Annotated in this window: 15 protein-coding genes; 8 read left to right on the top strand and 7 right to left on the bottom strand. The window is 66.2% G+C overall.

The window, feature by feature from the left end:
- Positions 1-186: 186 nt before the first annotated feature.
- Both GPJ75_RS06825 and GPJ75_RS06820 read right to left on the bottom strand, forming a co-directional pair.
- Complete coding sequence (locus GPJ75_RS06825; protein ID WP_163266419.1) at positions 187-639, bottom strand: PaaI family thioesterase; 453 nt, start codon at positions 637-639, stop codon at positions 187-189.
- A gap of 243 nt (positions 640-882) precedes the next feature.
- Complete coding sequence (locus GPJ75_RS06820; RefSeq protein WP_163266652.1) at positions 883-2,169, bottom strand: RsmB/NOP family class I SAM-dependent RNA methyltransferase; 1,287 nt, start codon at positions 2,167-2,169, stop codon at positions 883-885.
- Between the two features lie 146 nt (positions 2,170-2,315).
- Between GPJ75_RS06820 and GPJ75_RS06815 the strand changes: the two genes are divergently transcribed.
- The 3 genes from GPJ75_RS06815 to GPJ75_RS06805 all read left to right on the top strand — a co-directional run bounded on the left by GPJ75_RS06815 (position 2,316) and on the right by GPJ75_RS06805 (position 5,333).
- On the top strand, positions 2,316-3,212 hold the full coding sequence (locus GPJ75_RS06815) for a hydrogen peroxide-inducible genes activator (RefSeq protein ID WP_163266417.1): 897 nt from the start codon (positions 2,316-2,318) through the stop codon (positions 3,210-3,212).
- A 99-nt stretch (positions 3,213-3,311) separates the two neighbouring features.
- Entirely contained in the window at positions 3,312-4,949 is a 1,638-nt protein-coding gene (locus GPJ75_RS06810; protein WP_163266415.1) for a hypothetical protein, read from the top strand.
- 9 nt (positions 4,950-4,958) lie between these two features.
- Positions 4,959-5,333: a hypothetical protein gene (locus GPJ75_RS06805; RefSeq protein WP_163266413.1), complete on the top strand. Its 375-nt coding sequence runs from the start codon at positions 4,959-4,961 to the stop codon at positions 5,331-5,333.
- A 57-nt stretch (positions 5,334-5,390) separates the two neighbouring features.
- Here the strand turns inward: GPJ75_RS06805 and GPJ75_RS06800 are convergent, their stop codons facing one another.
- Positions 5,391-5,786: a DUF2314 domain-containing protein gene (locus GPJ75_RS06800; RefSeq protein WP_163266411.1), complete on the bottom strand. Its 396-nt coding sequence runs from the start codon at positions 5,784-5,786 to the stop codon at positions 5,391-5,393.
- A 169-nt stretch (positions 5,787-5,955) separates the two neighbouring features.
- Between GPJ75_RS06800 and GPJ75_RS06795 the strand changes: the two genes are divergently transcribed.
- Entirely contained in the window at positions 5,956-6,663 is a 708-nt protein-coding gene (locus tag GPJ75_RS06795) for an MIP family channel protein (RefSeq protein WP_163266409.1), read from the top strand.
- A gap of 113 nt (positions 6,664-6,776) precedes the next feature.
- Here the strand turns inward: GPJ75_RS06795 and guaB are convergent, their stop codons facing one another.
- A complete protein-coding gene (gene guaB / locus GPJ75_RS06790) occupies positions 6,777-8,279 on the bottom strand; it encodes an IMP dehydrogenase (RefSeq protein ID WP_163266407.1) in 1,503 nt (500 codons plus the stop codon).
- 207 nt (positions 8,280-8,486) lie between these two features.
- Between guaB and GPJ75_RS06785 the strand changes: the two genes are divergently transcribed.
- Both GPJ75_RS06785 and GPJ75_RS06780 read left to right on the top strand, forming a co-directional pair.
- The gene (locus GPJ75_RS06785) at positions 8,487-9,593 is read left to right on the top strand and encodes a YjgN family protein (protein ID WP_163266405.1); all 1,107 of its coding nucleotides are present in this window, start codon (positions 8,487-8,489) and stop codon (positions 9,591-9,593) included.
- Positions 9,583-10,641, top strand: coding sequence for a M48 family metallopeptidase (locus GPJ75_RS06780; protein WP_163266403.1), 1,059 nt, complete (start codon positions 9,583-9,585; stop codon positions 10,639-10,641). Before GPJ75_RS06785 ends, GPJ75_RS06780 begins: the two co-directional genes overlap by 11 nt.
- A 15-nt stretch (positions 10,642-10,656) precedes the next feature.
- On the opposite strand, the gene GPJ75_RS06775 is transcribed toward GPJ75_RS06780, so the two are convergent.
- Complete coding sequence (locus GPJ75_RS06775; protein WP_163266401.1) at positions 10,657-11,166, bottom strand: GNAT family N-acetyltransferase; 510 nt, start codon at positions 11,164-11,166, stop codon at positions 10,657-10,659.
- A 77-nt stretch (positions 11,167-11,243) separates the two neighbouring features.
- Between GPJ75_RS06775 and GPJ75_RS06770 the strand changes: the two genes are divergently transcribed.
- Together GPJ75_RS06770 and GPJ75_RS06765 are read left to right on the top strand one after the other, a co-directional pair.
- A complete protein-coding gene (locus GPJ75_RS06770; RefSeq protein ID WP_163266398.1) occupies positions 11,244-11,606 on the top strand; it encodes a hypothetical protein in 363 nt (120 codons plus the stop codon).
- 166 nt (positions 11,607-11,772) lie between these two features.
- Complete coding sequence (locus tag GPJ75_RS06765; protein WP_163266396.1) at positions 11,773-13,188, top strand: MFS transporter; 1,416 nt, start codon at positions 11,773-11,775, stop codon at positions 13,186-13,188.
- 6 nt (positions 13,189-13,194) lie between these two features.
- Here GPJ75_RS06765 and GPJ75_RS06760 read toward each other — a convergent pair whose 3' ends face one another.
- Positions 13,195-13,905: an RlmE family RNA methyltransferase gene (locus GPJ75_RS06760; RefSeq protein WP_163266394.1), complete on the bottom strand. Its 711-nt coding sequence runs from the start codon at positions 13,903-13,905 to the stop codon at positions 13,195-13,197.
- Positions 13,893-15,230 carry a Ppx/GppA phosphatase family protein gene (locus tag GPJ75_RS06755; RefSeq protein WP_163266392.1) on the bottom strand — a complete coding sequence of 446 codons (1,338 nt, stop codon included), beginning with the start codon at positions 15,228-15,230 and terminating at the stop codon, positions 13,893-13,895. Before GPJ75_RS06755 ends, GPJ75_RS06760 begins: the two co-directional genes overlap by 13 nt.
- Positions 15,231-15,382: the final 152 nt, after the last annotated feature.

Genomic DNA, 15,382 nt, shown 5'->3' with positions numbered 1-15,382 from the left:
CCTCAGAATCCCCCTCCCCCTTGTGGGGAGGGGTGGGGGTGGGGGTCCCGGCGAAGCCGGCAAGAGTGACTCATATACAATTGCCCTGCCCGAAATGGGGGAGAGGAAACGCCGGCCGTGGCGAAAGGCACCCTTCCTCTCCAGCGCTGCTTCCATCCGCGGGAGCCCCGTCCGGCGCACGGGCTCTCAGCCCTCGATGCCCCGCCGGCCGACCACGCTCATCATGGTGCCGGTCATGGTGGCGATCAGCTTGGCTTCTCCGTCGTAGGCATAGGCCTGGCCGTCGGCGACGATGATGGTGCGGCCGGGCTTGGTGACCGTGCCGCGGAAGAGGAAGCGCTCTCCCCTGCCCGGCGCCAGAAGGTTGACCTTGAACTCGATGGTCAAGACGCCGGCATCGGCCGGCATCAGCGAATAGGCCGCGTAGCCGCAGGCCGAATCGAGCGCCATGGAGATGACGCCGGCATGCAGGAAACCGTGCTGCTGGGTGAAGCGCTCCGCATGGGGCATCTCGATCTCGACGACGCCGGGCGTGACCACGGTGAGCTTCGCTCCGATGGTCTCCATCGCCTTCTGGCGGGCGAAGCTGGCGCGCACCCGCGCCTCGAAATCCCCCTCGGCAAACCGTCGTTCCGCCATCTTCTTCTTCCTCGTGGGCCGGCATGTTTATGGCAAAGCGGGCGGTGATGGGCAATGCAGGGGGTGCCACATATGGGTGGAGTCCTTGTTCGGCTTCGCCGGACCCCCACCCTCAATCCCTCCCCTCAAGGGGGAGGGAGGTGCGGCCGAGCACGCCATCGTCCCCCTCCCCCTTGGGAGGAGGGGTTAGGGGTGGGGGTCCCGGCGAAGCCTAATAAAGTTCATATGCGATAGCCGGGGCTGCTACCGGCGCTCGAGGGCGGCGAAGTAGAAGCCGTCGGTGCCGGTGGCTGCCGGCGTGAGCGTGATGCCGTCATTCTCTTCGATGTGCGCGGCCTGCGGGTGGGCGGGAAAGCGCTCTTGCCAGACGGCGCGATGGTCGAGGGCGTGGAAGGCGGGCGCGCGGTCGAGGAAGGCGCGCACCTGGTCGGCGTTCTCCTCCCGGAAAATGGAGCAGGTGATGTAGACGAGCCGCCCGCCCGGCTTCACATAACGGCTCGCCGTATCGAGGATCGCCGCCTGCTCCATCCGGCGCGCATCGAGCTGCTGCGGCGTCAGGCGCCATTTCGCGTCCGGCCGGCGGCGCCAGGTGCCGGAGCCGGTGCAGGGAGCGTCGACGATCACGAGATCCATCTGCCCTTCGAGCCGGGCAAGCGCCGCGTCCTCGGCGATCACCTGGACGTTGTGGCAGCCTGCCCGCCTCAGGCGGTCGAAGATCGGTGCGAGGCGCTGCCGGTCCGCATCGTAGGCGTGGATCTGGCCGCGATTTTCCATCATCGCCGCCATCGCCAGCGTCTTGCCGCCGGCGCCGGCGCAGAAGTCGAGCACCTGGCGGCCGGGGGCCGCTCCGGCAAGCTCGGCAACGATTTGCGAGCCCTCGTCCTGCACCTCGAACCAGCCCTTGCGGAAGGCCGGCTCGGCCTGCACGTTGGGGTGCCGCCCGTCGCCTTCGACGGGGGGGACGCGCATGCCGTTGGTGGCGATGCGGGAGGCCTTGGCGCCTGCCCGGGCAAGGGCGGCGAGGACCTTCCGCCTCTCCCCCTTCAGCGTGTTGGCGCGCATATCGAGCGGCGGCCGGCCGGCGAGAGCGGCGCACTCCTCCACCCATGCCTCGCCGAAGGCACGTGCGGCCAGCGGCGCGCACCACTCCGGCACATTGGCGCGCGCGGCGTCGGGAAGGGGTTTTCCGAGGCGCGCGCGAAGGGCGGCAAGCTCCGCCTCGTCGAGCGGCGGCGGGGCGAAACGGTCCTCGGTGAAGGCGCCGTCGAGGGCTTCCGGCCCGGCCCCGTTTTCCAGGAGGTAGCCGCCGAAGACGAGGGAACGCGGCGTGTCGGCATCGAAAATCCAGCTTGCGGCGCGGCGGCGGCGCAGCCCGTCATAGACGAAGTTGCCGATGGCCGCGCGGTCGCCGGCGCCGGCGAAGCGGTGCGACAGGCCCCAGTCCCGCATGGCATCCGCGGCGGGGCGATGACGTTTTTCGATGTCCTGGAGAATGTCGATGGCTGCCGCCAGCCTGCCGCCGAGGCGCATGATCATTGCCTTTTCGGTTTACCCGTCTCGCAGTGTTGCTAGGGCCTGTGGGCGCGGGAGGCAAGGTTTAGATTCGCGAGGGCGCGCGGCCGTACATTACCATAATCTCTGATTGCCATTTATGCCCTGCATGATAGGTTTCTCTTATGCTACGGGTAACCCTTCGTCAGATGCAGTATTTCGAGCGGCTGGCAGAGCAGCTGCATTTCGGGCGCGCGGCCGAGACGGCCGGCGTCACCCAGCCGGCCCTTTCCGCGCAGATCGCCGAGATGGAGGCGCAGCTTGGCTACAAGCTGTTCGAGCGCGGCGGCGGCGTGCGGCTGACGGCGGAGGCACAGGCGCTGCGCCCGCGCATCGCCCGCATCCTGGCCGAGGTCGAGGACCTGGAGAGCGTGGCGCGCCGGGGACGCGATGTCCTCGACGGCCGCTTCCGGCTGGGCGTCATCCCGACGGTGGCGCCCTATCTGCTGCCGCAGCTGCTCCCTCTCCTCAAAAGGCGTTTTCCGGCGCTACGGCTGGAGGTGCGCGAGGCCGTCACCGCCACGCTGCTGGAGGAGACCAGCAACGGGCGCCTCGACGCCGCGATCGCCGCGGAGCCGCTGGACGAGCCGCGGCTTCAGAGCACGGCACTTTTCGAGGACCGCTTCTTCCTTGCCGTGCCGGAGGAGGAGGCCGAGCGCATCGCTCCGCCGGTGGCCCAGGAAAGCATGGCGCTGGAGCGGCTGATGCTTCTGGAAGACGGGCACTGCATGCGTGCCCAGGCGCTTGCCGTCTGCGGCATGGTCAAGCCCGTCACCATGGCAAGCTTCGGCGCCACGAGCCTCGCCACCCTTCTCTACATGGTCTCGCACGGCCTCGGGGTGACGCTGATACCGGAGATGGCGCGGAAGGCGGCGGAGCTTCTGCCCGGCGTGCGCGTTCTGCCCTTCACCGAACCCGAACCTTCGCGCACCGTCTGCCTTGCCTGGCGCAAGACCAACCCGCGGCAGGCGGACTTTGCCGCGCTCGGCGAGGCAATCGAGGACGCCCGCCGCGGCTCTTAGATCGTGATGGCGCTTCCTTGCGCAATAGCCTTGACCGGGGGGCGCCCTTTGCGGCATTGATGGTTGTGCGCGTGGGGGCGCGCACGCGGAGGGTGCAGCATGGTCGGCGCGGTGTCCGGATCGGCAGGCACGAACGGCTTCTCGCCGTCGGAAAGTTCCGGCCGGAGTTCCAGCACAGGCTCGGTCGGCGGCTTCAACAGCTTCAGCGGCTCGAACAGCTTCAGCGGGTCCTCCAGTACCGCATCGAGCTACAGCACCAGCAGCTATTCCCCCTCGGCGCGGTCTGCCGAAAACGCCAGCATGGCCTCCTACGACAGCTATAGCCGCTCCTCCAGCACCCGATCTTCATCGAGCTACAGCGCCAGCAGTCCAAGCCATCGTTCGGCGGAGGACGCCAGCATGGCCTCCTATAACAGCTCCCGTAGCACGAGCAGGTCCAGCCGGTCCTCGTTCTCGCCCAGCGCGAGCCCGTCTTCGGCGTCTCGCACGGCCTATAGCGGCATGCCCAGCCATCGCGATGCCGAACGCACTAGCATGGCCTCCTATCGCAACGCCCAGACGGCGCAATCCGAGGCGCAAGCGCGGGCGGACTTTGCCGCCAGCCTGGAGGCGGCCAGGGCGTCGCTTTCCGGCGACGCGCCGAAGGACTATAGCCATGTCGCGCCGCCGGACGGACAGCCCAGCGCCCGCGAAGCGGAGGTGGCCAGCATGGCCGCCTACACCCGCTCGCAGATCATGGCGAACCTGCCGACGACGCCAAGCGCCCGCCAGGCGGAGACGGCCAGCATGCGGGCGCTGGAGGCACAGCACATAGCGGAACGGGCGCGTACCGCACGCGAGGTCAACCTGGCCGCCACCCAGCGCCAGGCCGAGATCGACAGCATTGAGGCGCTGAGCCGCTATCGCGCCGATGAGGCGGTGGCCGAGGAAAGGGGCGTCGTCGGGCAAGCCATCGAAACGCTGGGCGGCCTGCCCTCGGTGACCGGGGCGTTTGCGGTCGGTGCTGGCAATGCTATCGACCAGCAGGCGGCCTGGAGTATTCGCACCGACGCCGCGGGAATTCTGACGCGTGGCAATGCCGGGAACCTGCCGGCCAATGCGGCCAAGGCCGATGCACTCATCGGCAAAACGCCTGCGGGCCATCCCGCCAACTGGGCCAGCCATATGGAGGCCTACCAGAAATACGGCACGGTGGAGGCGCTGGAGCGGGCGGCCAGAACCAGCAACCTGCCGGCCGGCCCGGACGCGGCCTCCTCGAAAGCGATTGCGGAGGCGCTGGAGAACAACAAGCTTGCCGCCAGCATCGGCAAGGCCGCCAGGATCGGCGGTTGGGCCATCGGCCCGGCCATCGGCGCGGCAGGGGGCTACCTGTCGATCGAAGAGGACGATACCACCGGCATGCAGATCGCCAGGACCATCACGGGCGCGGCGAAGCAGATCGATAACACCACGGCGGCAGCAATTGGTGCTTTTGGAGGAGCTGTAGTAGCTTCGCCTACCGCACCGGTGACATTTGGAACCGGGCCCGCAGTTGCTGGAACGGCGATGGCAGTTACGACCGAACGACTTTATGACAGCTGGGAAGTCAACAAGAAGCTCGACCAGCACATCGATAGTTGGACACCGACAATTGCCAGAGGCGTTGACAAAGGGCTTGAACTTGCCGGTAGAGCTATTGAGAGAACCAACGATGCCCTGTCCCGGCTCAGCACCACCATCGTCGGGGTGTTCAAGTAGGCCACCCCGATGGCACTTTATGCAAAGCTCCGAGCTTGGGTCATCTGGCTCTTCTGGTTCTACATCCGATACGGAAAGGAGATGCCGAGGAAGAAGGCGTTAATGGCGTTCTTTGCCAGTTGCTTGTGGGCAGCGTTTGCCTATGAAGCGGTTTTTGGGCAATTCTCTCGAGAGCCGGGATGGTCATTCAACAAGGTTGCCGGATATTTCTTTCTACTCACACTACCTGCGCTCATCCTTACTCTCTATGGCTATCTATTCGGTTATCGACATAGGCTTGAAGCCCTTGACCCAGTCTATACGCGGCCAAACCCGTTGGAGCCGATTGGCTTCGCCGTCGCAATGTTGATCATCGGTCTCGCCCGTGTGAATGGATGGTGGTGAGATGAATGCGTTCGACAGCGCCACTGGCGAAGCCGTCAAATCATCGATATTCGTCCCTCAAGATTTAGGCCAGTGACGCTTGGGCTCTTGAGCCGCGAGTGCGATAGTGTTCTCGTTCCGCTCATTGATGTTGACGACGTGATGGGCCGCGAATGGCAATTCGATGCCGCTCCAGAACTCCTCGTTTTCCTCTATGGCGACTGGATCGTTGTCCAAGATGCCGAGATAGCCGCCGGGGATACGCTCGCGAACAAGCACCCACATGCGTTCCACCGCAACAGGCGCTTCCGGATCACCGACGCTGATGCGGAAGATCAGCTTGGCCAAGTCGCCCGGCTGTAATCCTTCCCTAGCCACGCGATCAGGAATCCAAAATGTGTCTGGTGCCGCACGATGGTATTCCTCCCCATCATCTAAGCACCAGCCATCCAAGTCGAAATCAGGTTCACGCATGCAGAAGTGTTATCGCATCGGTCGAAGGTCCGCAAACCACGCTCCTTGGGATTTCGCCGCGTGTAATCATTGGGTCTTAGCCACTGCAGGACCCGCATAAGTTATTTGCCTTCAATGACAAGTTGTAGGAAACTCGATAGATAAATCCAATTGCGGGGTGATTCGCATTATGAAAGCTTATATTGCAGAACTGTTCGGCACCTTTTGCCTTGTCTTCATCGGCTGTTCGAGCGTCGTTCTCGGCGGCTTCGGGGATCTTATCCCGACGGGCGGCGCCGTGGGTATCGCGCTGGCCTTCGGTATCGCCGTGGTGGCGATGGCCTATGCGGTCGGTCCCGTCTCGGGCGCGCATCTCAACCCGGCGGTCACGCTCGGCGTCTATCTTGCCGGCCGGCTGCCGGCGAAGGAGGTCGTGCCCTACATGGCCGCCCAGGTGATCGGCGGCATCATCGGCGCCGTCGTATTGTGGCTCATCGCTTCCGGCTCTGCCGCGGGCGCGCCCGCCAACCTGGCGGCGAACGGGTGGAGCGACTATTCCACCGGCGCCGCATTCATCGCAGAGGCGGTGGCGACGTTCGTCTTCGTCATGGTCATCCTCGGCGTGACGTCGGAGAAGCACGGCACTGTCATGGCGGGGCTTGTCATCGGCCTGACGCTGACGGCGATCCACATATGTCTCATCGCCGTCACCGGAACCTCGGTAAACCCGGCGCGCTCCATCGGGCCGGCGCTGTTTTCCGGCGGCGCGGCGATCGGCCAGTTGTGGCTCTTCATCGTCGCCCCACTCATCGGCGGCGCCATCGCCGGCCTTCTCTACAAGGCGGGTGTGTTCGAGGAGATGGGCAGTACCGGGACGGTGAAAAAGGCGAAGGCCTGAACAAACGAAGAGGCCCTGGATTTTCCGGGGCCTCTTGCTTTTTGGCACTTAGATCCTTTTGATTTCACGCAATTCCGGACGGAAAACCGGTTTCCACTTTTCCTGGAATTGCTCTAGCTCGCGCCCGGATAGTTCGGGCTTTCGCGCGTAATCGTCACGTCGTGCGGGTGGCTCTCGCGCAGGCCGGCGCCGGAGATGCGCACGAAGGTGGCCTTCTCCTGGAACTCGGTGAGGTTGGCCGCGCCGACGTAGCCCATGGCCGCCTTCAAGCCGCCGGTGAGCTGGTGCAGCACGCCCGCGGCCGCCCCCTTGTAGGCCACCTGGCCCTCGATGCCTTCCGGCACCAGCTTCAGCGTATCCCGCACCTCGGCCTGGAAGTAGCGGTCGGCGGAGCCGCGCGCCATGGCGCCGACGGAGCCCATGCCGCGATAGGCTTTGAACGAGCGGCCCTGGTACAGATAGACCTCGCCGGGGCTCTCCTCCGTGCCGGCCAGAAGCGAGCCGATCATGGCGGCGCTGGCGCCGGCGGCGATCGCCTTGGCCAGATCGCCGGAATACTTGATGCCGCCGTCGGCGATGACGGAGGCGCCTGCCTTATGCGCGGCCTCGACCGCCGCCATGATGGCTGTGAGCTGCGGCACGCCGACGCCGGCCACCACGCGCGTGGTGCAGATGGAGCCGGGGCCGATGCCCACCTTCACTGCGTCCGCGCCGGCGTCGAGCAGGGCCTTGGTGCCGTCGGCCGTCGCCACGTTGCCGGCGACGATGCGCACGGCGTTGGAGAGCGTCTTGGCGCGGGCCACCGCGTCGAGCACGCGCTGCGAGTGGCCGTGCGCGGTGTCGATGACGAGCAGATCGACGCCGGCGTCGATCAGCCGCTCGGCGCGCTCGAAACCGTCGTCGCCGACGCTGGTCGCGGCCGCCGCGCGCAACCGGCCTTGCGCATCCTTGCAGGCGTTGGGGTTGAGCTGCGACTTCTCGATGTCCTTGACGGTGATGAGGCCGACGCAGTTGCCGGCGCCGTCCACCACCAGAAGCTTTTCGATGCGGTTCTGGTGCAAAAGCCGCTTGGCCTCGTCCTGGCTGACCCCTTCCTTCACGGTGATGAGGTTGTCGTGCGTCATCAACTCGCGCACGGGCTGGGCGGGGTTGGAGGCAAAGCGCACGTCGCGGTTGGTGAGGATGCCGACGAGCCTGCCCGTCGTCTGCCCGCCGAGGCCGCCGTTCTCCACCACCGGAATGCCGGAGATGCGGTGGGTGTTCATCAGCGCATGGGCATCGGCCAGCGTTGCCTCCGGGCCGATGGTGATCGGGTTCACCACCATGCCGGACTCGAACTTCTTGACCTGCCGCACCTCCTCGGCCTGCTCGGCCGGCGAAAGATTGCGGTGGATGACGCCGATGCCGCCGGCCTGCGCCACGGCGATGGCCAGCGCGGATTCGGTGACGGTGTCCATCGCGGCCGAAAGGATCGGGATATTCAGCTCTATATCGCCGGCGATGCGGGTGCGCACGTCGGTCTGGCCGGGCATCACCTCGGAATGGCCGGGCTGCAGAAGCACGTCGTCGAAGGTGAGCGCCTCGGCGCCGGTTGCGGTTTCGATGATTTTTGCCATGGCCGACCCTTGAGATATGAGAGGAATGGACAGGCCGCTTCCCCTTGGGAGAACGGGCTGCCTCAATGTGATTCCCTTTCAGGATTGGCGCTGGCTCGTACCACGTCCGTCAAGAATTGAAAAGATGGCTGATTGCGGCGATGCTCGCCGCCCATTGATTGACATTGATTCCATTAGGCTGGGATTCCTTAGGCTGGGGGTATTGCAATGAACGATGCTGCACAAATTCGTCAGAGGGGCGAGGAGCCGGAGGGACGGCACGTCGAGCCGTTCTCCTTTACGGGCACCGGCCGCGAGTATTTCGGGATCTGGATCGTCAACATCCTTTTGACGATCATCACGCTCGGCATCTACTCGGCCTGGGCGAAGGTGCGCCGGCAGCGCTATTTCTACGGCAACACGCGGCTTGCCGGGCACAGCTTCGACTATCATGCCCGGGGGCTGCAGATCCTCATCGGACGGATCGTCGTTCTCGTGGCGCTGATCGCCTACACCGCTCTGCCGTCCGTACTCGCTCTCATGGAGATGCTGGCCTTGTTCGTGGTGGCGAACCTGGTCCTGCCCATTTTGCTGCTCATCGCGATGCCGTGGCTCTTCAAACGGGGCCTGCGGTTCAACGCGCGGGTGACCAGCTACCGCAATGTGCGCCTCGACTTCCACGGCGGCTATTGGGGCGCCGCGGTGGCCTATCTGATCGGCCCGGCCCTTGCCGCACTCACGCTCGGCATTCTCGCGCCGCTGGCCTCGCGCTGGATGTGGCGCTACACGCTGGGCAATGTCAGCTATGGCGGGCGCAAGGTCGCCTGCGAGCCGCAACTGAAGGCGCTCTACAGCCAGTGGTGGATGCCGGCGCTGGTGGTGCTGATCGGCGCGGCGCCGCTCACCGTGCTCGGGATCGCCATGTTCGGCGTGGCGAGCAGCGGTTTGGCGGGCAGCGAGGAGAACGCCGCCGCTGCGATCTATCTCGTCGTCATCGGTCTGATGGCCATCTATGGCTTCGCCGGGCTGTTCTACCGGGCGGGCGTGCGCAACGTCGCCTTCAATGCCTCCGTGCTCGACGGCCGCCACGAATTCGCCTCGCGCCTCGGGCGGCGGCGCTATGCCTGGATCGCCATCTCGAACTTCGTGGCGACGATCCTCACGCTCGGCTTCGCCCGGCCTTGGGCGGCGGTGCGCATGGCGCGTTACGTCGCCTCGGCCACGGCGCTCACTGTCAGCGGCACGCTCGACGACTATCTGAACCAGGTCGAGGAGACGGGACCGGCGATCGGCGCCGAATACATGGATATGGAAGGCTTCGATTTTGGGTTCTGACACGCCTCATCCCGCCATTTCCGGCGTCTGGCACCCGCCGCGCTCAAGCCGGACGGAGGCGGCCAGCCTCACGTTCGCTGGCGGCACGGCGACGGTGAAGGGCGCGGAGGGCGGGGAGAGGCTTGCCGAGGGCGCCATTGCCGGCCTGTCGGTCTCCAATCGCGTCGGCCGGATCCCGCGCCGGGTCACCTTTGCGGATGGAAGCGTCTTCGAGACGGAGGAGAACGACGCCGTCGACCGCTGGCTCAAGGCGCATCGCGGATGGCGGGTGGGGCTCGTGCACGGGCTGGAACGCTTCCATCCGCGGCTTATCCTGCTGGTGGCTGTGGTGGCCGTTTTGTGCGTGGGGCTTTATCGCTACGCCCTGCCGATCGCGGTGGAGGTGGCGGTGGCAGTGACGCCGCCCGCCGCGCCGCGCCTGATAAGCCAGAGCGCGCTTGCTTCCCTCGACCAGACGATCCTCGATCCCTCGGGCCTGGAAGCTGGACGGCGCCAGGCGATCACGGCGGATTTCCGCTCCCTTGCCGCGCACACGCCCGAGGGCGCCGACGCCTTCGACCTGCAATTCCGCCGCGGCGGACCCATCGGGCCCAATGCCTTCGCCCTGCCCGACGGGACAATCATCCTCACCGACGAATTGGTGCGGCTGACGGGCGACGAGGATGCGGTGCTGGGCGTTCTGGCACACGAGATCGGCCATGTGGTCCACCAGCACAGCCTGCGCCGCCTCTACCGGGCGGCCGGCGTCACGGCGCTGATCATGTTCATCGGCGGCGATGTCGGATCGGGTGTGGAGGACGTTCTCATCCAGGGTTCGGGCCTGATGACGCTTTCCTATTCGCGCGGCCAGGAGAGCGAGGCCGACCGCTACAGCGTCGAACTGATGGCGAAGGCGGGACGGGAGCCGGCCGGCCTGGCGCGCCTCTTTAAGGTGCTGCGCGACGACCACGGTGACGACGACCGCAACGATTTCTTCTCCACGCATCCGGCAACGCCCGACCGCATCGAAGACATCGAGCGCCACGCGGCGGAGGTCGATGCGCGATAGGCACGCTCACCTGAGCTAGCCGGCATGGCCCTCGGCTTCAAATGCCGGCGCAAATTTCAGCTCGCCTTGCGGCGCGGGGCCGGCGAGGACTAATCTCTGGACGTAGCTGCTGTCCAGGTTCCCATACGATAGCCGGCCGTCGCTTTCGAAACCCACGCGGCTGTAGATTTCGGGGTTGCCGATCAACGCACAACCATGAGCACCGCGCTCCTTGAGCATTTCCAACCCGGTTAGGATCAGGGCTTTTCCGATACCCTGCCGCTGCATTTCCGGCTGTACCGACACAGGGCCGAGGCCGAACCAATTGAAGTGGGTGCCGTCGATCGTGACCGGAGAGAATGCGATATGCCCTATGATTGCCCCGCCCTCTTCGGCGACCAAGGATAACGTCAGGTCGCCGGACTTCCTTAGAGATCTGATTATCGGAGCTTCCGATCCGTCGCTGAACGCCATCGGTTCGAAGGCCACCACCGTAAGGCTGTGGATGGCGTCTTCATCACCGGGACGTTCGTTTCGGATCAGCAATCTCGGCCTCCTCGGCTCGATTGAGCCTTTTTGAACATTGCATTGCCTTGAAAAGAAAACCAACGAAAATACCCTGCATGTATGAGCGACGCAGTGAGCCGCTGATTCCCTTTAGCCGATTTCGGCGACGTGTGTTCCTTCACGTTCTGGCTGCGCTTTGCCTGCTGGTGGGATCGATCCTGATTGGGGCGATCGGTTTCGTTGTGCTTGAGAGGATGGATTGGGACCTTGCGGCCCTGCATGCGACAACATTGGTCAGCGGCCTGGGCTTGGCGGAAATACCCAAAACACCCGGAGCGAAACTCTTCGCCAGCCTTTTCGCGCTTTATTCCGGCTTTGTCTTCGTGGCCATGTCCGGGATCATCATCGCCCCGGTCGCGCATAGAATGCTGCATTACTTTCATTGGGAAGGAGGAGGTAATCCAAAATCCGACAAATGACCGGAGGTCCGCCTCTTGCCGGCGAGATCGACGGCATCTTTCCGGCCACATGCGCGAACGCTTCTCCCCTCCCCGCCTTTGACATTGCGGCCCTTTCGGCCGATATGGTGCGTGCCGGCTTTTCTCCTGCGCTGACCGATCCTCCGAAGCCAACCCGACGTCGCCCGTGAACCGCTCGCTCCCGCTGATCCTTGCCGTCGCGCTCTTTATGGAGCAGATGGATTCGACCGTTATCGCCACCTCGCTGCCGGCGATCGCCGAGGATATCGGGGCGGGCCCTGTGACGCTGAAGCTGGCGCTGACGACGTATCTGGTGGCGCTTGCCATCTTCATTCCGGTCAGCGGCTGGATGGCGGACCGGTTCGGCGCCAAGCGCGTGTTCGGCCTCGCCATCGGCGTGTTCGTGGTCGGCTCGGTCGCCTGCGCGCTTTCGGATTCGCTCTTCGCCTTCGTCATGGCGCGCTTCGTGCAGGGCATGGGCGGAGCGATGATGACGCCGGTGGGGCGGCTCGTGCTGGTGCGGGCGACGCCGAAGAACCAGCTCGTCTCCGCCATGGCCTGGCTCACCGTGCCGGCGCTTGTCGGCCCTCTCGTCGGGCCGCCGGTCGGCGGCTTCATCACGACCTATTTCTCGTGGCACTGGATCTTTCTCATCAACGTGCCGATCGGGCTTTTGGGGATCTATTTCTCCGGGCGTGTGCTGCCGGAGTTCGAGCCCCAGGAGAACGAGAGGCTGGACGGCAGGGGCTTCGTGCTCTCCGGGCTTGCGGCCTCCGGCGTGGTGTTCGGCCTGTCGGTCATCAGCCTGCCGGCGCTGCCGCCGGCGGTGGGCCTGGCGACGGTGGCGGCGGGCGGGGCGATGGCGTGGCTTTATGCACGCCACGCGCGGCGCGCCGAGCGGCCCATCCTCGACCTAAGGCTGTTTTCCAACCGCGCCTTCCGCGCGGCGATCATCGGCGGCTCGCTGTTTCGCATCGGCGCGGGGGCGGTGCCTTTCCTTTTACCGCTGATGTTCCAGATCGGCTTCGGGCTCACGCCGTTCCAATCGGGCATGCTCACCTTCTCTTCGGCGCTCGGCGCCATCGCCATGAAGTTCATCGCCAGCGCCACGCTGCGCGTCGGCGGCTTCCGGCTGATCCTGGTGCTTGCAGCCGTTCTCGGCGGCGCGCTGATCGCCGTAAACGCGCTGTTCACGCCGACAACGCCGCCCGGCGCCATCATCGCCGTGCTGGTGGTGGCAGGCTTCTTCCGCTCGCTCTTCTTCACCTCGGCCAATGCGCTGGTCTTCGCCGAGATCGCAGAGCGGCAGGCGAGCCAGGCGACGGCGATCGCGGCGGCCAGCCAGCAGATCAGCATCGCGCTCGGCGTGGCGGTGGGCGCCGGCATCCTTGAGGCGACGACCTATGTGACCGGAGCGCCGCTCGGCCTCGACGCCTTCGCCAACGCTTTCGTGGTCGTCGCCATGTTGACCATGCTCGCCGCCCTGCCCTTCATCCGGCTGCCGGCCGATACGGGCAACGCGGTGTCGGGGCACCGGCGCGGGCGCATGAAGGACGAGGAGCAGGCGCTGGCGGCGGAGTGAACCGCTTCAGCCCTCGTCCGCGCCCTTGAAGCCCTTGGCGAGCAGATAGAGCTCCACGGATTCGCCGCGCGAGGCCGGCGGCTTGACGTGGTGGACGGAGCGGAAGTTGCGCTTCAGCATGGTGAGAAGATCGGCCTCGGCGCCGCCCTGGAAGGTCTTGGCCAGGAAGTGGCCGCCGGGCCGCAAAACATTCACCGCGAAATCCGCCGCCGCCTCGCACAGGTGCATGGTGCGCAGATGGTCTGTGCGGCGGTGGCCGGTGGTGGGGGCGGCCATATCGGACAGCACCACGTCGGGCGGGCCGCCCAGCACGTCGATGAGGCGGTCCGGCGCATCGTCGTCGAGGAAATCGGTCATAAGGATCGCCGCGCCCGGCACCGGGTCCATCTCCAGATAGTCGATGCCGACGACGCTGGGGTGCTCGGGGTCCGACTTCACGCGGCTTGCCGCCACCTGGCACCAGCCGCCGGGGGCGGCGCCGAGGTCGATGACCTTCATCCCCGGCGCCAGGATGTGGTGCTTGTCATCGATCTCCGTGAGCTTGTAGGCGGCGCGCGAGCGCATGCCTTCCTGCGTGGCGCGCTGCACGTAGGGGTCGTTCAGATGACGCTCCAGCCAGCGGCGCGAGGAGTTCTTCAGGCCGCGCTTCTTCTTCACGCGCGTCTTCAGCGCGCGGGCGCCGCTGCCGGGCTTGCCGTCCTTCTTCACGCGGGCCATGCCCCGGCGCGCTTGCGGCGGCGCCACACCCCGTCGCGCGCCATCATCTCGCTCAGCATGCCTTCGCGCAGGCCCCGGTCGGCGACGCGCAAGCGCTCCGCCGGCCAGTGGCGGCGGATCGCCTCGAGGATGGCGCAGCCGGCCAGCACGAGGTCCGCCCGCTCGGAGCCGATGCAGGGGTTGGCCTTGCGCTCGTCGAAACTCCAGCCGAGGATGGTGCCGATCATGCGGTCGACGCTGTCGCGCTCCATCCACAGCCCGTCGACGCGGCGGCGGTCGTAGCGCTTCAGCCCGAGATGGACGCCGGCGAGCGTTGTGACCGTGCCGGAGGTGCCGAGCAAATGGAAACGGGCGGTCGAGGCGACATGGGCCAGCCGGCCGCCGCCATCAAAGCGCGACAGCATGACGGCCACCTCCTCCACCATGGCCTCGAAGATTTCGGGCGTAACGACGCGGCCGCCGAAGCGCTCGGCCAATGAGACGACGCCGACGGGCAGCGACGTCCAGGAGACGATGTGATCGGCGAGCCGCGGCGTGCGGTGGCGCGACAGATCGATGAGGGCGATTTCGGAGGAGCCGCCGCCGATGTCGAACAGCACGAGGCCGTCGGTCTCGCGCGTGATCAGCGAGCTGCAGCCGGAGACGGCGAGCCTTGCTTCCGTGCGGCGGTCGATCACCTCCAGGGCAAGCCCCGTCTCGCGCTGCACGCGGTCGAGGAAATGTCCGCCGTTCTCGGCCGAGCGGCAGGCCTCGGTGGCGATCATGCGCACGCCACTGAGCCGCCAGCCGGCGAGCTTTTCCGCGCACACGGCGAGCGCGTCGACGGCGCGGTCCATGGCCTGTTGGCTCAACCGCCCGCTCGCCGTCAGCCCCTCGCCCAGCCGGACGATGCGCGAGAAGGCATCGACGACGCGGAAGCGGCCGGGCCGGCCGGGCGTCGCCACCAGGAGGCGGCAATTGTTGGTGCCGAGATCGAGCGCGGCGTAGAGCGTCTGCGAAGCGCCATTGACGCCGTTCGAGGGGGTATAGACGCTGCCGCCTGTCTGCCGCGGCGCTTCGAGGGCTCCGACCGGCGCCTTGGCGCCCGGTTCCGGAACGATCGGGATTTGCTGGGCGGGGCGTGCTTCGCCGTCGCGCACGAAAACGCGGCGCCCACGCTTTCTCCTGCGCTTGCGCTTCGGCTTCCTCGGCCCGTCGCCCGCGAAGCCCGCGGCAGGAACCAACGCCGGCTCCCGCCCGTTCACAGCCACGCCGTCCCCCACCGAGACGTGATCGCCAACACACTCCGCGACCGGTGGCGCGTCACCTTCCTCGTGGTCGTCCACCGCATTTCCTTCCGCGCCGCGCGCACCGAAAAGGCGCACCAGCAGGCGCTCGATACTTATGTTGGCGACAGACTAGCAGCGGCGCGACCATTGACCAAGAGCCGGCAGCGAAGAAATGCCGGGCGTGCTTCCGGTGCAACTGTGGCAGGGCG

Source organism: Chelativorans alearensis, from assembly GCF_010993735.1.
GTDB lineage: Bacteria > Pseudomonadota > Alphaproteobacteria > Rhizobiales > Rhizobiaceae > Chelativorans > Chelativorans alearense.
Note: the sequence above shows the minus strand (reverse complement) of the source record. Positions and strands in the feature narration are given on the sequence as shown.